Annotated in this window: 19 protein-coding genes; 8 read left to right on the top strand and 11 right to left on the bottom strand. The window is 60.4% G+C overall.

The window, feature by feature from the left end; translation table 11 throughout:
- Positions 1-258: 258 nt before the first annotated feature.
- On the bottom strand, positions 259-912 hold the full coding sequence (locus BLO97_RS10500; protein ID WP_092144819.1) for a thiopurine S-methyltransferase: 654 nt from the start codon (positions 910-912) through the stop codon (positions 259-261).
- A gap of 104 nt (positions 913-1,016) precedes the next feature.
- Here BLO97_RS10500 and BLO97_RS10495 point away from each other — a divergent pair, with 104 nt between their 5' ends.
- On the top strand, positions 1,017-1,784 hold the full coding sequence (locus BLO97_RS10495) for a DODA-type extradiol aromatic ring-opening family dioxygenase (protein WP_092144822.1): 768 nt from the start codon (positions 1,017-1,019) through the stop codon (positions 1,782-1,784).
- A 109-nt stretch (positions 1,785-1,893) separates the two neighbouring features.
- Here BLO97_RS10495 and BLO97_RS10490 read toward each other — a convergent pair whose 3' ends face one another.
- Together BLO97_RS10490 and BLO97_RS10480 are read right to left on the bottom strand one after the other, a co-directional pair.
- Positions 1,894-3,567 (bottom strand): DEAD/DEAH box helicase, encoded by a 1,674-nt coding sequence (locus tag BLO97_RS10490; protein WP_003199404.1) that lies wholly within the window; start codon positions 3,565-3,567, stop codon positions 1,894-1,896.
- A gap of 707 nt (positions 3,568-4,274) precedes the next feature.
- On the bottom strand, positions 4,275-5,030 hold the full coding sequence (locus BLO97_RS10480; RefSeq protein WP_003199402.1) for a spermidine synthase: 756 nt from the start codon (positions 5,028-5,030) through the stop codon (positions 4,275-4,277).
- A 142-nt stretch (positions 5,031-5,172) separates the two neighbouring features.
- Between BLO97_RS10480 and BLO97_RS10475 the strand changes: the two genes are divergently transcribed.
- Positions 5,173-6,519 (top strand): class II 3-deoxy-7-phosphoheptulonate synthase, encoded by a 1,347-nt coding sequence (locus BLO97_RS10475; RefSeq protein WP_003199400.1) that lies wholly within the window; start codon positions 5,173-5,175, stop codon positions 6,517-6,519.
- Positions 6,520-6,573: 54 nt separating this feature from the next.
- Here BLO97_RS10475 and BLO97_RS10470 read toward each other — a convergent pair whose 3' ends face one another.
- Both BLO97_RS10470 and BLO97_RS10465 read right to left on the bottom strand, forming a co-directional pair.
- Positions 6,574-7,803 carry a winged helix-turn-helix domain-containing protein gene (locus tag BLO97_RS10470; protein WP_092345807.1) on the bottom strand — a complete coding sequence of 410 codons (1,230 nt, stop codon included), beginning with the start codon at positions 7,801-7,803 and terminating at the stop codon, positions 6,574-6,576.
- Between the two features lie 64 nt (positions 7,804-7,867).
- Positions 7,868-8,086: a DUF1127 domain-containing protein gene (locus tag BLO97_RS10465; protein ID WP_063322313.1), complete on the bottom strand. Its 219-nt coding sequence runs from the start codon at positions 8,084-8,086 to the stop codon at positions 7,868-7,870.
- Positions 8,087-8,183: 97 nt separating this feature from the next.
- On the opposite strand from BLO97_RS10465, the gene BLO97_RS10460 reads away from it, so the two are divergent.
- A complete protein-coding gene (locus BLO97_RS10460) occupies positions 8,184-9,038 on the top strand; it encodes a LysR substrate-binding domain-containing protein (protein WP_027912697.1) in 855 nt (284 codons plus the stop codon).
- Here BLO97_RS10460 and BLO97_RS10455 read toward each other — a convergent pair.
- Positions 9,028-9,777 carry a sulfite exporter TauE/SafE family protein gene (locus BLO97_RS10455; protein ID WP_063322314.1) on the bottom strand — a complete coding sequence of 250 codons (750 nt, stop codon included), beginning with the start codon at positions 9,775-9,777 and terminating at the stop codon, positions 9,028-9,030. The genes BLO97_RS10460 and BLO97_RS10455 overlap by 11 nt on opposite strands.
- Positions 9,778-9,924: 147 nt before the next feature.
- Here BLO97_RS10455 and BLO97_RS10450 point away from each other — a divergent pair, with 147 nt between their 5' ends.
- The 3 genes from BLO97_RS10450 (at position 9,925) to BLO97_RS10440 (ending at position 12,198) form a co-directional block, all read left to right on the top strand.
- The gene (locus BLO97_RS10450) at positions 9,925-10,386 is read left to right on the top strand and encodes a MarR family winged helix-turn-helix transcriptional regulator (protein ID WP_092345805.1); all 462 of its coding nucleotides are present in this window, start codon (positions 9,925-9,927) and stop codon (positions 10,384-10,386) included.
- 343 nt (positions 10,387-10,729) lie between these two features.
- Positions 10,730-11,149, top strand: coding sequence for an organic hydroperoxide resistance protein (locus BLO97_RS10445; RefSeq protein WP_003199389.1), 420 nt, complete (start codon positions 10,730-10,732; stop codon positions 11,147-11,149).
- Positions 11,150-11,184: 35 nt separating this feature from the next.
- Positions 11,185-12,198: an alpha/beta hydrolase gene (locus BLO97_RS10440; protein ID WP_092345803.1), complete on the top strand. Its 1,014-nt coding sequence runs from the start codon at positions 11,185-11,187 to the stop codon at positions 12,196-12,198.
- Positions 12,199-12,420: 222 nt separating this feature from the next.
- On the opposite strand, the gene BLO97_RS10435 is transcribed toward BLO97_RS10440, so the two are convergent.
- Together BLO97_RS10435 and earP are read right to left on the bottom strand one after the other, a co-directional pair.
- A complete protein-coding gene (locus BLO97_RS10435; RefSeq protein WP_003199385.1) occupies positions 12,421-12,990 on the bottom strand; it encodes an elongation factor P in 570 nt (189 codons plus the stop codon).
- Positions 12,991-13,038: 48 nt separating this feature from the next.
- Entirely contained in the window at positions 13,039-14,172 is a 1,134-nt protein-coding gene (gene earP, locus BLO97_RS10430) for an elongation factor P maturation arginine rhamnosyltransferase EarP (protein ID WP_092222948.1), read from the bottom strand.
- Positions 14,173-14,292: 120 nt separating this feature from the next.
- Here earP and BLO97_RS10425 point away from each other — a divergent pair, with 120 nt between their 5' ends.
- Positions 14,293-14,679, top strand: a complete 387-nt coding sequence (locus tag BLO97_RS10425; RefSeq protein WP_092144832.1) for a hypothetical protein — start codon at positions 14,293-14,295, stop codon at positions 14,677-14,679.
- A gap of 2 nt (positions 14,680-14,681) precedes the next feature.
- The gene (locus tag BLO97_RS10420) at positions 14,682-15,164 is read left to right on the top strand and encodes a GreA/GreB family elongation factor (RefSeq protein ID WP_092345923.1); all 483 of its coding nucleotides are present in this window, start codon (positions 14,682-14,684) and stop codon (positions 15,162-15,164) included.
- Between the two features lie 7 nt (positions 15,165-15,171).
- Here the strand turns inward: BLO97_RS10420 and cysB are convergent, their stop codons facing one another.
- From cysB to BLO97_RS10405, 3 genes are all read right to left on the bottom strand, one after another.
- Entirely contained in the window at positions 15,172-16,146 is a 975-nt protein-coding gene (gene cysB / locus BLO97_RS10415) for an HTH-type transcriptional regulator CysB (RefSeq protein ID WP_003199376.1), read from the bottom strand.
- 110 nt (positions 16,147-16,256) lie between these two features.
- A complete protein-coding gene (locus BLO97_RS10410) occupies positions 16,257-16,757 on the bottom strand; it encodes a universal stress protein (RefSeq protein ID WP_014337270.1) in 501 nt (166 codons plus the stop codon).
- Between the two features lie 96 nt (positions 16,758-16,853).
- Positions 16,854-17,759: a 5'-nucleotidase gene (locus BLO97_RS10405; protein WP_092222945.1), complete on the bottom strand. Its 906-nt coding sequence runs from the start codon at positions 17,757-17,759 to the stop codon at positions 16,854-16,856.
- Between the last annotated feature and the right edge of the window lie 4 nt (positions 17,760-17,763).

Here is a 17,763-nt window from a genome sequence, read left to right as displayed (position 1 = left end):
GCCACAAAAGCATCCCGCTCGACCAACCGATTTGCTCTTGAAACTGACACTGATTCGAGGCATTCCCTTAACCCGCGCCGTACCCAATTCCCCGTGGCGAGGGAGCTTGCTCCCGCTGGGGCGCGAAGCGGCCCTAAAACCCGGCGACACGGTAGATCAGGCTGATTGAGTGAGCTTGAGAGGGGCTGCTGCGCAGCCCAGCGGGAGCAAGCTCCCTCGCCACAAAAGCAGGGGGTTCCCTCACCACAGCTTCATCCGTCAACGATTGGAAATCCGATACACCCGCTCATCCAGCCGCTTCACCCCAGCCTGCAAGAACTTCCAGCTCTCCCCCAGCACATCCTGCTCCTGCAAGACCTCCAGTCGCCAGGCATTACCCAGCAACCTCAGCACCTCATCATTGCCCACGGAGAAAGGCGGGCCAGGCATTTCATCCTGGTTGTAATCCAGGGTAATCAACAATCCGACGCCATTGGGCAAGATCTTCTGCAGATGGGCCGCATACCGCTCTCGCATCGCCACTGGCAAGGCAATCAACGCAGCGCGGTCGTACAACGCCGTGCAATCGGCCACATCTGCAGCACTCAAGGCAAAGAAATCACCACAGCGGATTTCGATGCCCCCGGCACGGAAGACCTTGAACACACCCTCTTCACTCACGCTCGGCTCAAGCCGATGTTCAAGAAAAAAATCATTGGCGGCTTTTTCCGATAACTCCACGCCCAGCACCGAGTACCCCTGATGGGCAAGCCACAGCAGATCCAGGCTTTTGCCACACAATGGCACCAGCACCCGACTGCCCTGGGCCAGGCCCAGTTGCGGCCAAAACCGTTGCAGGTACGGGTTCACCTCCGGTAAGTGAAAACCAATCTGGTTCGATGACCAGCGCTTGTGCCAAAACTCGGGCTCCATGATTAACTCCAAGAAATTCGATAAAAACGGGCTAAAACTTATATTAGATTTAGATCATTGACCTGACGGAAGATGATCACATCTTAACGCTCAGGAGCCCCTTCATGCTGCCCAGCCTGTTTATCTCCCATGGCTCACCGATGCTCGCCCTGGAGCCCGGCGACAGCGGTCCGGCATTGGCTCGCCTGGCCGCTCAATTGCCCAAGCCCAAGGCCATCGTCATCGTGTCCGCCCACTGGGAAAGCAACGAATTGCTGGTCAGCGCCAATCCGCAGCCGCGCACCTGGCACGACTTCGGCGGCTTTCCACCAGCCTTGTATGAGGTGCAGTACCCCGCGCCTGGCGATCCTCAACTGGCGACACAAATCGCAGCCGTGCTCAACACCGCGAACCTTCCGGCACGCCTCGACCCTCAACGGCCGTCCGACCATGGCGTCTGGGTGCCATTGTCTTTGATGTACCCAGAAGCCGACATCCCGGTGGTGCAGGTTTCCCTGCCCAGCCGCCAGGGACCGATGTTGCAGACACAGGTCGGCCAGGCCCTGGCGAGCCTGCGTCAGCAAGGCATCTTGCTGATCGGTTCCGGCAGCATCACCCACAACCTGCGCGACCTGGACTGGAACGCCGGCCCCGACAGCATTGAGCCCTGGGCCAAGGCCTTTCGCGACTGGATGGTTGAGAAGCTGGCGGCCGACGACGAGGCCGCGCTGCATGATTACCGTCGCCAGGCGCCGAACGCCGTGCGCAGCCATCCCAGCGATGAGCACTTGCTGCCGCTGTATTTTGCCCGGGGTGCGGGGGGCAAGTTCAGCGTTGTCCATGCGGGGTTCACGATGGGGACGCTGGGGATGGACATCTATCGGTTCGATTGACTGATTGGCCTCCATCCACGCCCCCTGACGGCACACCAAACGACAGGCATAAAAAATCCCCGAACCAGTCGGGGATTTTTCATGCTCGATCAATCAGCCCAAGAGCTGATCAATCTTCGCGATAGCGACGCAGCTTGAGCTGCTTGCCAGCCACACGAGTGTCTTTGAGCTTGGTCAGCAATTTCTCCAGACCATCTTCCGGCAGTTCCACCAGGCTGAAGCTGTCACGCACCTGGATGCGACCGATCGCTTCGCGAGCCAGGCCGCCTTCGTTGAGGATGGCACCCAGCAGGTTCTTGGCGGCGATGCCGTCACGGGCACCCAACGCGGTACGGCAGCGGGCACGGCCTTCGGCCAGCGGAATCGGAGCACGACGCTCGCGATCACCACGGTCCGGACGATCACCGGTGCGCTCAGGACGATCGCCACGCGGTGCGTTGTTCGGCACTAGGGGACGCTCTTTCTCGATTGCAGCCAGGTTCAGCGCTTGGCCATTGGTGGCCTTGCGCAGCAGTGCAGCGGCCAGAGCGCGCGGGCTGCAACCGATGTCGGCGGTCAGGCGATCGAGCAGATCACCGTGGGTCGATTCGGCGTCAGCCACCAGTGGCGACAGGCTGTTGGTCAGTTTCTTGATGCGGGCATCGAGAACGGCCTGGGCGTCCGGCAGGCGAACTTCAGCTACCTTCTGGCCAGTTACACGCTCGATTACTTGCAGCATGCGACGCTCACGCGGGGTGACCAGCAGCAGCGCACGGCCTTCGCGACCAGCACGGCCAGTACGGCCGATACGGTGAACGTAGGATTCCGGATCGTACGGCATGTCCACGTTGAATACGTGGGTGATGCGCGGAACGTCCAGGCCACGGGCAGCAACGTCGGTCGCCACAACGATGTCCAGGCGGCCATCCTTGAGGGAGTCGATCACGCGCTCACGCTGGTTCTGGGCAATGTCACCGTTCAGCGCTGCGGCTTTGTAGCCTTTGGCTTCCAGGGCGCTGGCCAGGTCCAGGGTCGCTTGCTTGGTACGCACGAACATGATCAGGGCGTCGAAGTCTTCCACTTCCAGCAAGCTGAGAACGGCGGAAGTCTTCTGGTCGGCGTGAACCAGCAGGTGAGCCTGTTCGATCGCGGTGACGGTCTGGGTCTTGGTCTGGATCTTTACGTGTTGCGGATCGCGCAGGTGGCGCTCGGCAATGGCACGGATCGATTGCGGCAAGGTAGCCGAGAACAATACAGTCTGGCGGGTCGCTGGCAGGGCCTTGAAGATGACTTCCAGGTCATCCATGAAACCCAGCTTGAGCATTTCGTCGGCTTCGTCGAGAACCAGGTGGTTCACGGTGGCCAGGACTTTTTCGTCACGACGCAGGTGATCGCACAGACGACCCGGAGTAGCGACAACGATCTGCGCGCCATTACGGATGGCTTTCAGTTGTGGGCCCATCGGGGCACCGCCATAAACGGCCACAACAGTAACGCCAGGCATCTGCTTGGAATAGGTTTCGAAAGCGGTTGCTACTTGCAGCGCCAACTCACGAGTTGGCGCCAGGATCAGGGCTTGCGGTTCGCGCTTGGCAGGATCGATGCGATGCAGGATCGGCAGGGCGAACGCAGCGGTTTTACCCGTACCGGTTTGCGCCTGGCCAATCATGTCGTGGCCGGCCATGATGATCGGGATCGATTGCTGCTGAATCGCCGAAGGTTCTTCGTAGCCGGTCGCAGTGACGGCAGCAAGAATGTTCGGGTTGAGATTAAAAGCGGCGAAGCCGCCGGTTTCCTGGGTCATGGGTCTGCCTCTAAGTGCATCCGCAAAGACCCATGCTCCAAAGCTGCGCATGCCGTGTTGAGACTCAAGAGTCGCCCTGGCTGCTTTGTCGGCGGGGATTTGCGAAAACGAATGAATGAAAAAGAACGTCGTGGAAGCATCCGTTGTGCGGACATGCAACCGAAGCTGACTTCGGGGAATTGCGCTACCTTGACGCGGCCCGGCTAAAGGCCGGCGCGCACTATACCGGAATTCGCCCGAAAAGGGAGCTTTTTTTATTGCCAGATACCGTTATGGGGCTCGTTGGCCTGGGCCTTGGGACAGCCGGCTAAAACGGTTCACCTCCAGACAACTTTGCCCTTGGTGGCGAGGGAGCTTGCTCCCGCTCGGCTGCGAAGCAGACGCCTGGGTTGATATCTGAAATCGAAGGGGGCCGCTTCGCGACCCAGCGGGAGCAAGCTCCCTCGCCACAAAAGCATCCCGGTCGATCAACCGATTTGCTCTTGAGACTGACACTGACTCGAGGCATTCCCTTAACCCACGCCGTGCCGAATTCCCCGTGGCGAGGGAGCTTGCTCCCGCTGGGGCGCGCAGCGGCCCTGGAGCCCGGCGACGCGGTGGATCAGGTTGATTGAGTGAGCTTGAGAGGGGCTGCTGCGCAGCCCAGCGGGAGCAAGCTCCCTCGCCACAGGGGAACTCACTTGTCAAAAGGTTTTGGGGGCCTTTGATCAGGTCGCCGGCCGGATCGCCTTGATCAATGACTGCAACGAATACCCCAAGCGTGGCGCCAGCCCTTCGGCCCTGGCCACCAGTCCTTGCATGTCCAGCTCCTGATCCAGGTCCGCCGGCACGATCAGGATCACATTGCCCTCCTTCACCGGCAGCTCCCAATAATGCCGGTGGTACAAACCGCGCAACAGTGCCGCGCCCAATGGCTTGCCGTCGTCGGTGGCCCATTGGTTGATCACCAGCCAGCCGCCCGGGTTGAGGCGTTTCTGGCAGTTTTCCAGGAAGCCCCAGGCCAGGTGCCCGACGCCAGGACCGACATCGGTATAGAGGTCGACGAAAATCAGGTCCGCAGGCTCAGCGCTTTCAAGCAGTTCCAGTGCATCTCCAACACGGATGTACAGTCGCGGATCGTCATCCAGCCCCAGGTATTCGATGGCCAGGCGCGGCACGTCGGGGCGCAATTCGATGGCCTCGACATCTTCCAACGGCAGGAACTTGAGGCAGGCTTGGGTCAACGTACCAGCGCCCAGCCCCAGAAACAGTGCACTTTCCGGCTGCTCGTGACACAACGCGCCAATGAGCATGGCGCGGGTATAGTCATATTCGAGCCAGCTCGGATCGGCTGTGAACACGCAACTCTGCTCGATGGCATCGCCAAACTCGAGAAACCGATAATCGGCCACTTCGAATACGCGAATCATGCCGAACTCGTCGTGCACCTCGGCGAGCAAATGCTCGACGCGCTCCTCTGTCATTTCATCTCCTGATGGTGACCGTGCCGGCTTGAGCCTGCGGATACGGGACAAAGGCGCGATTGTCCGCGAAGCAACCGGAGCAGGTCACGCACTAATTTGCTGATAACATGGCCGTCCGAGCGTAAATCACCTAGAGATCACGATGAGCCAACCCTGGAGCCCTGACAGCTGGCGCGCCTTGCCGATCCAGCAACAACCCCGCTACCCCGACGCCGCGCACCTGTTGCAGGTGGAGCAGACCCTGGCCAGCTATCCGCCACTGGTGTTTGCCGGCGAAGCCCGGGAGTTGCGCCGTCAGTTCGCCGAGGTGACCCAAGGCCGGGCGTTCCTGCTGCAAGGCGGCGACTGCGCCGAGAGCTTTGCCGAGTTCTCGGCGGCCAAGATCCGCGACACCTTCAAGGTCCTTTTGCAGATGGCGATCGTCATGACCTTTGCCGCCGGCTGCCCGGTGGTCAAGGTTGGGCGCATGGCCGGGCAGTTCGCCAAGCCGCGCTCGGCCAACGACGAAACCATCGACGGCGTGACCCTGCCGGCCTACCGGGGCGACATCGTCAACGGCATCGGTTTCGACGAGAAAAGCCGCGTACCGGACCCGGAGCGGTTGCTGCAGTCCTACCACCAGTCCACCGCCACCTTGAACCTGCTGCGCGCCTTCGCCCAGGGCGGGTTCGCCGACCTGCACCAGGTGCACAAGTGGAACCTGGACTTCATCGCCAACTCGGCCCTGGCGGAAAAATACAGCCACCTGGCCGACCGCATCGACGAAACCCTGGCATTCATGCGCGCCTGCGGCATGGACAGCTCGCCGCAACTGCGTGAAACCAGCTTTTTCACTGCCCACGAAGCGTTGCTGCTCAATTACGAAGAAGCCTTCGTGCGCCGTGACAGCCTGACCAACGACTATTACGACTGCTCGGCCCACATGCTGTGGATCGGCGACCGTACCCGTCAGTTGGACGGCGCCCATGTCGAATTCCTGCGCGGGGTGAACAACCCGATCGGGGTCAAGGTCGGCCCGAGCATGGACCCTGACGACCTGATCCGCCTGATCGACGTGCTCAACCCGCAGAACGACCCCGGCCGACTGAACCTGATCGCCCGGATGGGCGCCAACAAGGTCGGCGAACACTTGCCGCCGCTATTGCGCGCCGTGCAGCGTGAAGGCAAGCAAGTGTTGTGGAGCTCCGACCCGATGCATGGCAACACCATCAAAGCCAGCAGCGGCTACAAGACCCGGGACTTTGCGCAGATCCTCGGCGAAGTGAAGCAGTTCTTCCAGGTCCACGAAGCCGAAGGCACCTATGCCGGCGGAATTCACATCGAGATGACCGGGCAAAACGTCACTGAATGCATCGGCGGCGCGCGCCCGATTACCGAGGATGGACTATCGGACCGCTACCACACCCACTGCGACCCGCGGATGAACGCCGATCAGTCGCTGGAGCTGGCGTTTTTGATTGCCGAGACATTGAAGCAGGTTCGGCGGTAGGTTCTTCTTCGCCGGTTGGACTGCTATCGCGAGCTTGCTCGCGATAGCGTCGGGTCAGTCACCACTTAACTGGGCCAATGCCACCGCCAACCGAACCCCACCCACCCGCTGACAATTGAGCTGGACCCTTTCCAACCCCAACCAATCGGCCATGCGCCGCAGGTTCACCGCCAAGGCTTGCACCCCCTCCTCGTCCAACCCCGGCTCTTCCTCGTGCACCGCATGCACCGCCAACCGGCCCAGGGCCCGCTCCGCCCGCAGGTCCACCCGAGCGGCGATGCGTTCATTGTGCAGGAACGGCAACACGTAATAGCCATACACCCGCTTGTGGACAGGCGTGTAGATCTCCAACCGGTAGCGAAAGTCGAACAACCGCTCGGTGCGGTCGCGCTCCCAGACCAGCGAGTCGAACGGCGACAACAAGGCACTGGCGGCGACTTTGCGAGGGATTTTCGCCGCGGGTCGACACCAGGCCGGTTGTTTCCAGCCCTGCACCTGGCAGCGCAGCAGCTCTCCGGCCTCCTCCAACTCAGCCAGGCGCCCGCGGCTGTCGGCCGGAGCGAGGCGAAAGTAGTCGCGCAGGTCTTTCTCTGTCGCAATGCCCAAGGCGTCAGCTGCATGCAGCAGCAAGGCGCGCTGGGCCTGGGCCTCGTCCGGCAACGGTTGCTGCAGGATCGAGGCCGGCAGTACGCGTTCGGGCAAGTCGTAGAGCCGTTCGAACCCGCGCCGCCCCGCCACCGTGACTTCGCCTGCGGCGAACAGCCACTCCAGCGCATGTTTCTCCGCACTCCAGTCCCACCAAGGCCCGGCCTTTTCCTGACGCGTAGACAAGCTGCCCGCACCCAGGGCGCCCTGCTCCTGGACCGACGCCAGAACGCGGCGGATGACATCCTGGCGTTCTTGGCCGAAACGCGCCAACTGCTGATAAATCCCTTCGCCACCCGACGCCCGATTCATGCGCCAGCGCATCAGCGGATACATCGACATCGGCAGCAGCGAGGCTTCATGCCCCCAGTACTCGAACAGCGTACGACGTCGGCCCTGGCTCCAGGCTGCTTGATCAAGCAAATCGCGATTGTAGTGACCGAGACGGGAGAACAGCGGGAGGTAATGCGCGCGCACCAACGCATTGACTGAGTCGATCTGCAGGACGCCGAGGCGTTCGATCAGGCGGTTGAGGCGTGAGGGTTGCACCGAAGCTGGCGGTGAGCGCCCATCGAATCCTTGGGCGGCCAACGCCAGACGCCGGGCCTGTTTGAGGGTAAAGGACAGAGTCGCGGGCATGGAGATCTCCTTGTCTGCTCGCAACCTACCTCACCAATAAGGGGTTTGTGTAGGAAAGGATGGCTCATTTGTGCATTGGGTCGTCCCAGAATGGCCGAACCACTTCCCGCTCCACATCGGCACGACTCACGCCAATGTCCTTGAGCGCCTCGTCGCTCATTCCGGCCAGCAGTTCGCGCTCGTGGTGCAATTCGTACCAGCGGCTAAACTTGTGCAGCAGGGCGCTGACGGAAAAGCCGTGGGAGAGTTTGTCTATCAGTAGATAACCTTTTTGACCTTTCATCGTGATGTCCTCCGTTGGGGATGGATCAAGTCTCGCGCTAACGATAAGATCAATCCAACGAATGTTTCTTATGCAATACATCTCGGAGATTGATCAATTGTCGAGTTACCCGAGCATCGATACGGAAGTGCTGCGTACCTTTGTCGCCATCGCCGACCAAGGCGGTTTCACCCGGGCCGGGGAATTGGTCAATCGCACCCAGTCTGCCGTCAGCATGCAGATGAAGCGGTTGGAAGAAGACGTGTTGCAACGACGGTTGTTCGAGCGTGACGGACGCCAGGTCAAGCTCACCGCTGAAGGCCAGGTGCTGTTGGGTTACGCGCGGCGGATCCTCAAGCTGCACAGCGAAGTGTTCAATACCCTGCGTGAACCGCACATGGTTGGCACGGTGCGCATCGGCACGCCGGACGATTACGTGATGCGCTTTCTGCCAGGCATCCTGCAACGCTTCGCCCAGTTCTACCCGCTGATCGAAATTGAAGTGCACTGCGAATCGTCCAAGCAGTTGCTGCTGCGCCAGGACCTGGACCTGTCCATCGTCACCCGCAAACCGGGGGACGAAATCGGCCAGTTGCTGCGCAAGGAACGCTTTGTCTGGGCCGAAGCCGCTTGCTTCAATGTCCATGAACAAACACCGCTGCCGCTGGCGATGTTCAACAGTGACTGTTTCTGCCGGCAATGGGCTTGCAATGCGCTGGATGCCATGGGTCGCGATTATCGCGTGGCATACAACAGCTCGAGCCTGTCGGCGCTCATGGCGGTGGTGGGCGCCGGCCTGGCAATCACGGCGCAACTGGAAAGCCTGCTGACCCCGGACATGCGGGTACTGGGCGAAGCTGAAGACCTGCCGGAACTGCCCGAGGCCAGCATCATGCTGATCCGCAACCTGCATAACCCATCGCCGATCACCGAGTGCCTGGCCGAGCACATCGTCGAAGGCTTCAAACTTTAAAGGCGAGCAGCACCGCGCACAGCACAAGGAAACCGCAAAACAGCCCGCGTAACAGCCGCTCCGGCAAGGCGTGGGCGACTTTCACCCCCCAACTGATGCTCAGCAGGCCACCGACGGCCAGCGGCAGGCCGATGCTCCAGTCCACCTCATGGTGAAACGCATAAGTGGCGAGGGTCACGCCGGTGCTGGGCAAGGCCAGTGCCAGGGATAACCCTTGGGCGACCACCTGGCTGGTGCCAAAAATACTGGTCAGGATCGGCGTCGCGACCACGGCCCCGCCAACACCGAAAAGGCCGCCCATGGTACCGGACGCCGCCCCAAGCACGGCGAGCCATGGCCAGCCATAACGCATCTGCGCCGAAGCCGGTGCGTTGGCGGCGAACATGCGGGCCATGTTGTAGAGTGTCAGCGCGATCAGGAACGCGACGAAGCCGATCCGCATGCTGTTCGCGTCGATCCCCACGGCCCAGATCGAACCCAGCCAGGCAAAGCAGAACCCCATGGAAGCCAACGGCAGGACATGGCGCAATTCGATGCGATTGCGCTGGTGATAGCGCCACAACGCAAGCATCACATTGGGCACCACCATGACCAGCGCTGTCCCTTGGGCCATTTGCTGGTCGAGGCCGAACCAGACGCCCAGCACCGGAATGGCAATCAGGCCACCACCGATCCCGAACAATCCCCCCAAGGTGCCCAACACGGCACCAAAGACCAAGAACAGTGCAAATTCGAACACAGAAGACTCCCCTTTTCCTCAGGGCGCTTATCCTACGCAGTCGGCGCCAGCGGGGAAACGTAACATCCATCCGAAATATCAGAATTATCTGGTGCATTAAAGATTCGCCCGCTAGATTCGTATCGATCATTGATTGAAGGTTCTGCCATGAACACCCTGCGCGACACCCCCAAAGCCTGCGAAGCCCTGCTACTCGACAACCAGGTCTGTTTCGCCCTGCACTCCACGTCGCTGCTGATGACCAAAGTCTACAAGCCGCTGCTACAGGCCTTGGGCCTGACGTATCCGCAATACCTGGCGATGATGGTGTTGTGGGAAAAGGACGGATTGACCGTCGGTGAAATCAGCACGCGCCTACTGACAGACCCCGGCTCGCTGACGCCACTGCTCAAGCGCCTGGAGGTCGAGGGCTTGCTGAGCCGCACCCGCAGCCGTGAAGACGAACGTGTGGTGATTGTCGAACTCACCGAACAGGGCCGCGCCCTGCGCGAAAAAGCCCTCGACATCCCCCAATGCATCCTCGCCGCCAGCGGCCTGACCCTGGAGCAGTTGAAGAAGCTGCAACTTGACCTGCAGGCACTGCGCGGGCATTTGCAAGACAGCCTCTGACTAACCTCCAACTGACCCACCGCTATCGCGAGCAAGCTCGCTCCTACACTTGATGCTCAGTGGCTATAAATCTGCCTTCGACGCAAATCTAATGTGGGAGCGAGCTTGCTCGCGATGGCGGGGATCCTGCAGCTCCTTGATCTCTAACTCGCCCATCTAAATTTTTTTTGCTGCGCTGAAACGCTCTAGCTCAAGGGTTACACGCCCTTTCAGTGGCGCAAATTCAACTCACCTCAAAAATTTATCTTGCGCGCAAAATATTAGCGCTATACATTTGCCTCACACCTAATTAGCGCGCAAACATTTAGCGCGATAACACCACCCTAGAAACGAGGCTCTCATCATGCAAACTCTCTACACCGCAATCGCAACCTCCACCGGCGGCCGTGATGGTCGTGCGATCTCCAGTGACAACATCCTCGACGTCAAACTCGCCACGCCCAAGGAACTCGGTGGTGCAGGCGGTGCGGCGACCAACCCTGAGCAACTGTTCGCCGCCGGCTACTCGGCCTGCTTCATCGGCGCACTGAAATTCGTGGCTAGCCAGAGCAAACGCAAGATCCCGGACGACGCCTCGATTACCGCCCATGTCGGCATCGGCCAGATCCCCGGCGGTTTCGGCCTCGACATCGACCTGCACATCAGCCTGCCAGGGCTGGACCAGGCCGACGCGCAAAGCCTGGTGGATGCGGCTCACCAAGTCTGCCCGTACTCCAACGCCACCCGCGGCAACGTTGATGTGCGCCTGCACGTGACCGTCTGACCACCAACCCTGGACCCGAACCTAAGGAGATGCACATGAACACGCTCAGCAAAGCCTTTGCCAGCACCCTTCTCGCCCTCAGCGTCAGCAGTGCCTTCGCCGACAGCATCGTCGAACACAACACCCAGGCGTTTCTCGACGTGCTGAATGCCGGCACTGGCAAGCCCCTGGAGCAACTGTCGCCCAAGGACGCCCGCGCCGTATTGGTGGGCGCCCAGGCGGGGGTGAAACTGACTTTGCCCAAGGCCGACGTCAGCGAGAAAACCATCCAGGTCGATGGCCAGCCGATCAGCCTGACCATCGTTCGCCCGGCCGGGGTCAAGGGTGAGTTGCCCGTGTTCATGTTCTTCCACGGCGGTGGCTGGGTATTGGGTGACTTCCCGACCCACGAACGCCTGGTTCGAGATCTGGTGGCGGGCTCGGGCGCTGTCGCGGTGTTCGTCAACTACACGCCCTCACCCGAGGCGCATTACCCGGTGGCGATCAACCAGGCCTACGCCGCCACGAAATGGGTGGCCGAACACGGCAAGCAGATCAACGTCGACGGCAAGCGCCTGGCCGTGGTGGGCAACAGCGTCGGCGGCAACATGGCGGCGGTCGTGGCCCTGATGGCGAAAGACAAAGGCACGCCGGCGATCCGTTTCCAGGCGTTGCTATGGCCGGTGACCGACGCCAGCTTCGAGACGGCGTCCTACAACCAGTTCGCCGAAGGGCACTTCCTCAGTAAAAACATGATGAAATGGTTCTGGGACAACTACACCACCGATGCCGGGCAACGCGGCGAGATCTATGCCTCGCCGCTGCGGGCCAGCACCGCACAACTCAAGGGTCTGCCGCCAGCACTGGTGCAGACCGCCGAGGCTGATGTCTTGCGCGATGAAGGCGAAGCCTATGCCCGCAAGCTGGACGCGGCCGGTGTACCCGTCACCGCCGTGCGCTACAACGGCATGATCCACGACTATGGCTTGCTCAACGTGGTCAGCCAGGTGCCAGCGGTGCGTTCGGCGATGTTGCAGGTGTCCGAAGAGCTCAAGCAGCACTTGAAATAACTGGGCCCCGGAGCCTTTGTGGCGAGGGAGCTTGCTCCCGCTCGGCTGCGCAGCAGTCGTAAAATGGGCAAATGCGGTATGACTGGATAATTGCGTTGTCTGGGTTTGGGGCTGCTGTACAGCCCAGCGGGAGCAAGCTCCCTCGCCACAGGGTTCTGCTGTGGCACTTGAAATAAAAAAGCCCGACTCAATGGTCGGGCTTTTTCATACACAAGGCTTCGCTTATTTAGCGCGGCCTTTGTAGGAACCGCCTTCGCGGGTATCGATCTCGATCATGTCGCCGATTTCGATGAAGTCAGCGACCGACAGCTCGGTACCGTTCTTCAGTTTGGCAGGCTTCATCACCTTGCCGGAAGTGTCACCGCGAGCGGAGCCTTCGGTGTAGTCAACCTGACGCACGATGGTGGTCGGCAGTTCTACGGAAACCAGGCGTTCTTCGAAGAACACGGCTTCGCAGACGTCGGTCATGCCTTCTTCGATGAACGGCAGAACGCTTTCGATGTCTTCGGCGTTCAGCTCGTACATGGTGTAGTCAGTGGTGTCCATGAACGTGTAGGTGTCGCCGCTGATGAAGGACAGGGTCGCTTCTTTGCGGTCGAGGATCACGTCGTCCAGTTTGTCGTCGGCGCTGTAGACGATCTCGGTCTTGTAACCGGTCAGCAGGTTCTTCAGCTTGGTCTTCATGATCGCGCTGTTACGACCCGACTTGGTGAACTCAGCTTTCTGAACCAGCCAAGGATCGTTTTCGAGACGGATCACGGTCCCGGGTTTCAGTTCTTTACCAGTTTTCATTGCGAATATCCGAATTTGGATGGGATTTACAAAAATCTAGGCCGCGTATCATATCCAATTTACATAAAACTTCACCAGCGCTGCGGCAAGATCGGCTCGCGAGGCCTGTTCCAGACACCACGCCTGGGCATGTCCGGCCAGTTCCTGCTGCTGTTCACGGGTGGCTTTCCAATATTCGGTCATGTCCTGGCCGGCATTCCAGGCCCGCCAAAGACCGCTGATCGCTTTTTGCGCAGCCGGTGAAAGCCCCTGATTGTAGAGCCTGAGAAATGCCTCGAGCTTTTCCAGGTGGACGTCTTCTTCCTGCTGGTAGATATGCCAGAGCAGCGGCCGACCAGCCCATTGCGCGCGCACGAAGGAGTCTTCGCCACGCACGGCGTTGAAATCACAGCACCACAGCAACTGGTCGTACTGATCCTGGCGAACGAACGGCAGCACCTGCACCGTCAGTGCACCGCGTCGATGCAGCGCACCGACCTTCAGGCCTTCGACTCCGAGCCAACACTCGACGTCGCCCAACACTCGCCCTTCGGGAACCAGCACATGAAATGCCTGGGTATCGGCTGCCATCGCGTCAAACCAGCTCGCCAGCCCGGCGTTCTCGTAGGCAAACAGCGAGATCAGACAGGCTTGCGGCGCCCGCTCCACGCCCAATCCTTGCAGGAAACTGCGTTGCGCTTCGGCATCCTGCTGAAATTGCCGGCGGCGCTCCAGCAGGCCGGCCTCGCGCAGCAAGCCACCCGTTCCCTCCCGAAAGCCGGGGAAAAAGAAATATTTCTGCACGTGCTTGTATTTGACTGACGGTAAGCCATGGCAACCGATCACCCAGTCCTCGGCGCTCAAATAATCGAGGTTCATCCACAGGGGCGTCGTCTGGCGCGCAGCCATCGCATCCATATAGGCGCTCGGCAGTTGGCAGGCAAACGCGGCGATCACCACGTCGGCGGCTTCGGTGGGCGCCCACTCCTCGGGCCAGTGACGCACTTGCACGCCCTGCTGCCATTGCTCGGACAGGGTGATGTCGATTTCCGGGCAAATTCGTTCGAAGGCACGCAGGTCGTCGACCCATAGCCGCACCGCGCATCGATGCTCGGCCACCAACTGCCGAGCCAGACGCCATGTGACACCAATGTCGCCAAAGTTATCGACGACGGTGCAAAAAATATCCCAACGCACAGTCATTCCCGACTCCCTGTGGCAAAGGCCTGATTGTCCCGAATAAACCGATCACGCAGAAGAGCCGACGGCGATTAATCTTCATGCGACAATATCGCCTGCCCATGCCCCTGCCAGGAAGCAGCCATGCCCGATCACCCGACACCCTCGCGCCTCACGGCTTTGCAATTGACCTTCAGCATCGCCCTGGGCCTGTGGCTGGGGTTCCTCGCCATCGTGTTGACGGGCTGGCTACTGTCCAGATTTCTGTTCAACGAACAACTGGCACCCGTGGCCGCCGCCGTCCATCAACTGGCGCAACCACCGGTGGTGCAACCACCACCAGAGCCGCCCACGCCGATGTTCGAGCAGTACCAGCAGAACCTGCAGAGGAACGAGCAGCGCCAGGCGCTCGATCAGTCCCGCAACAATCCGCGCAACCAGTCCAACCCCAAGTGCCAGTTCTGGCTGCAACAGGACCAGAATGCACCCAGTGAGAAAAGCCGCGCCAACGTCCTGCAATTCTGCGAATGACCATGAACAAACAGACCGTCCACCAGTTGATTCTCGACAAGCTCAAAATTGATCTCGACATCGCCGAACGCGCCGCGCAGACCGCCTACGAAACCGCGACCCACGAAGAAAACATCGCCGAGAACAAGTACGACACCCTGGGCCTTGAAGCTTCTTACCTCGCTGCCGGGCAAGCCAGGCGCGTGGAAGAAATACGCCAGGCCCTCGCCCTCTGCCAGAACCTGACACTAAGGCCATACGACGAACAGCGCGGCATTCAGGTGGGCACGTTGATTGGTTTAGAGGATGAGGACGGCCGTCAGCAATGGCTGTTCCTGGGGCCGGATGCGGCGGGCTTGAAGGTCTCGCTGGTGGGCCAGCCGATCACCGTCATCACCCCTCGCTCACCGCTGGGCCGCGGCCTTTTGGGCAAGTTCGAAGGGGATGAAGTAGAGATCTTGGTAGCGGGCGCCCGGCAACAGTTCGCTGTCACCGAGGCGATCTAGAAGGGTCTTAGTGCACCGGTAGTTCGACGCCGTCGAACAACTCTTCAAGTTCTTGCTTGTTGTGGCACTGGATGGCCTTGGCCATCACTTCCCGGGTCAGGTGCGGTGCAAACTTCTCGATGAAATCGCACATGAACCCCCGCAGGAAAGTGCCACGACGGAAACCGATCTTGGTCACGCTGGATTCGAACAACTCACTGGCATCCAGTACCACCAGGTCGCTGTCGAGCTTGGTATCGACGGCCATCTTCGCGACGATGCCCACACCCAGGCCCAGGCGAACGTAGGTCTTGATCACGTCGGCGTCGGCGGCGGTGAACACCACCTTGGGCGTCAGGCCACGATGGCTGAAGGCTTCGTCAAGTTTGGAACGACCCGTGAAACCGAATACGTAGGTCACGATCGGGTATTCGGCCAGGGCTTCGAGGGTCAGCTTCGGCAGCTTGGTCAACGGATGGCCCTGGGGCACGACCACACAGCGGTTCCAGCGATAGCACGGCATCATCACCAGGTCCCCGAACAGTTCCAGGGCCTCGGTGGCAATGGCGAAATCCACCGTGCCGTCGGCCGCCATCTCGGCGATCTGCATTGGCGAGCCTTGGTGCATGTGCAGCGCCACGTCGGGGTATTGCTTGATGAAGTTGCTGATCACCGGCGGCAGCGCATAACGGGCCTGGGTGTGGGTGGTGGCGATCGACAAGGTGCCTTTTTTCTCGTTGGAGAATTCCTGGGCGATCTGCTTGATGCTTTCGACCTTGCGCAGGATCTCGCCAGCCGTGGTGATGATGCGCTCACCGGCCGGCGTCACGCGGGTCAGGTGTTTGCCACTGCGGGCGAAGACTTCGACGCCCAGTTCATCTTCCAACAGGCGGATCTGCTTGCTGATGCCGGGTTGCGATGTGTAGAGGCTTTGGGCAGTAGCGGAAACGTTGAGGTCGTGGTGCGCCACTTCCCAGATGTAGCGCAGTTGTTGAAGCTTCATATGTATCCCTCAAAGCAGTTGGACGCCACGGGCATCAGCGACGATATATAACTATATGAAAGGTTTTGACAATAAATCTAGAACTTTTTATAAAAAGCCATCGTTTCGCCTCAGGCCTCTCCCTGGCGTCGGCGCTGTACCAGCGGTACCAGATAGACCGGCACCCGGGATAACTGCAATACCCGTGCAGCGGTTCTGCCCAAGGGGGTTTCACCGCTTGCCCCTTGGCAATGACTGCCTACGATCAGCAAGTCGACGGAGAGTTTCGCAGCCTGCTCCAGGATGACTTGGGAAGGATCGCCCTGGTACACCCTGACCGACTTGATCAGTTTCAAGTCCTGCTGCCCTTCCCCCAACTCCTCGCGGAAACTGTCGAGCACCCGCTGTTCGATATTGGCCATCACCGTATTCAGACCTTGGCGGTGAAATTCGTTCAGCGCCTGCTCGTCGAGATAGCTTTGCAACACCGACTCGGCGAACAGCCCCATCGGTTCTACCGCATGCACCACATACAACTCGGCTTCAAACGTCCGTGCTAACGCCAAGGCATGCTGCATCACATAAGGGGCGTACAGGCCCAGGTCTGTGGCGTACAGCATCGAACGAATCATGTGACCTCCTCGCGTGCCAAAATGGCGGAGATTGATTCAGCTTAGCAGCGCCCAGGGGACTGCGACGTGCGGCTTGACGTCCCGGACCAAGGGCAGTCAGGGCTTCACTTCGTTACTGATACCGTGGGGCACGTGACCGGTGGCGACCACCTCCCGGGCCAGTTCGCAATGGCCGGTCTGGTCATCGAAAAAAACATCGGCGGCGAAGGCTTCGAGGAAGGCCGACTTGGTCAGGCCACCCAGGAACAACGACTCGTCCAGGCGAATATCCCACTCACGCAAGGTCCGGATGACCCGCTCGTGGGCCGGTGCCGAACGGGCCGTCACCAACGCCGTACGAATGGGGCAGGCGTCCTCGGGAAACTCACGCTGCAGTGCATTGAGCGCCGCCAGGAACCCCTTGAACGGCCCGCCTCGCAGCGGCTCGCGGGCGGCCTGTCGCTCGCTGGCCTGGAAGGCCTCCAACCCATCGGCCTGATAGACGCGTTCCGACTCATCGGAAAACAGCACGGCATCGCCGTCGAAGGCAATGCGCAGTTCCTCGCTGGCCGCGCGACTGGCACCACCCGACAGGATGGTCGCGGCGGCAAACCCGGCGTCCAGGGCACTGCGCACGTCTTCAGCGTGGGTGGACAAAAAGAGATCACAACCGAACGCCTTGAGGTACGGGTACGGGCTGCGACCGCCCACGAAAGCCGCGCGCGAGATCGCCAGCCCATAATGATGGATCGAGTTGAACACCCGAAGGCCGGTGTCGGCGCTGTTGCGCGAAACCAGGATGACTTCGACCCGGGCACGCCCCAGGTGCTCGTTAAGGCTCAGCAGCTTTTGCACCAGGGCGAAGGCGTCGCCGGGTGCCAGGACTTCGTCTTCATGCTCGATCTGGTATTGCCGATAGGCTTCGACACCACTCGACAAGTACACCTTGTGGCTTTCCCTCAGGTCGAACAGCGCCCGCGACGAAATCGCCAGCACCAGTTTGTCGTCGATGTTGCTTGCCATACCG

It is taken from the genome of Pseudomonas sp. NFACC05-1 (assembly GCF_900100135.1).
GTDB lineage: Bacteria > Pseudomonadota > Gammaproteobacteria > Pseudomonadales > Pseudomonadaceae > Aquipseudomonas > Aquipseudomonas fluorescens_Q.
This window is presented reverse-complemented; position numbering and strand designations above follow the sequence as displayed.

Excerpts from the sequence above, each read along its gene's own strand:
- BLO97_RS10495 (WP_092144822.1), top strand. The coding sequence starts at position 1,017 with ATGCTGCCCAGCCTGTTTATCTCCCATGGCTCACCGATGCTCGCCCTG.
- BLO97_RS10425 (WP_092144832.1), top strand. The coding sequence starts at position 14,293 with ATGCCCGATCACCCGACACCCTCGCGCCTCACGGCTTTGCAATTGACC.
- BLO97_RS10470 (WP_092345807.1), bottom strand. The coding sequence starts at position 7,803 with ATGCCCGCGACTCTGTCCTTTACCCTCAAACAGGCCCGGCGTCTGGCG.
- BLO97_RS10465 (WP_063322313.1), bottom strand. The coding sequence starts at position 8,086 with ATGAAAGGTCAAAAAGGTTATCTACTGATAGACAAACTCTCCCACGGC.
- BLO97_RS10490 (WP_003199404.1), bottom strand. The coding sequence starts at position 3,567 with ATGACCCAGGAAACCGGCGGCTTCGCCGCTTTTAATCTCAACCCGAAC.
- BLO97_RS10405 (WP_092222945.1), bottom strand. The coding sequence starts at position 17,759 with ATGGCAAGCAACATCGACGACAAACTGGTGCTGGCGATTTCGTCGCGG.
- earP (WP_092222948.1), bottom strand. The coding sequence starts at position 14,172 with ATGACTGTGCGTTGGGATATTTTTTGCACCGTCGTCGATAACTTTGGC.
- BLO97_RS10475 (WP_003199400.1), top strand. The coding sequence starts at position 5,173 with ATGAGCCAACCCTGGAGCCCTGACAGCTGGCGCGCCTTGCCGATCCAG.
- BLO97_RS10500 (WP_092144819.1), bottom strand. The coding sequence starts at position 912 with ATGGAGCCCGAGTTTTGGCACAAGCGCTGGTCATCGAACCAGATTGGT.
- BLO97_RS10440 (WP_092345803.1), top strand. The coding sequence starts at position 11,185 with ATGAACACGCTCAGCAAAGCCTTTGCCAGCACCCTTCTCGCCCTCAGC.
- BLO97_RS10435 (WP_003199385.1), bottom strand. The coding sequence starts at position 12,990 with ATGAAAACTGGTAAAGAACTGAAACCCGGGACCGTGATCCGTCTCGAA.
- BLO97_RS10420 (WP_092345923.1), top strand. The coding sequence starts at position 14,682 with ATGAACAAACAGACCGTCCACCAGTTGATTCTCGACAAGCTCAAAATT.
- BLO97_RS10480 (WP_003199402.1), bottom strand. The coding sequence starts at position 5,030 with ATGACAGAGGAGCGCGTCGAGCATTTGCTCGCCGAGGTGCACGACGAG.
- BLO97_RS10445 (WP_003199389.1), top strand. The coding sequence starts at position 10,730 with ATGCAAACTCTCTACACCGCAATCGCAACCTCCACCGGCGGCCGTGAT.
- BLO97_RS10410 (WP_014337270.1), bottom strand. The coding sequence starts at position 16,757 with ATGATTCGTTCGATGCTGTACGCCACAGACCTGGGCCTGTACGCCCCT.
- BLO97_RS10450 (WP_092345805.1), top strand. The coding sequence starts at position 9,925 with ATGAACACCCTGCGCGACACCCCCAAAGCCTGCGAAGCCCTGCTACTC.
- cysB (WP_003199376.1), bottom strand. The coding sequence starts at position 16,146 with ATGAAGCTTCAACAACTGCGCTACATCTGGGAAGTGGCGCACCACGAC.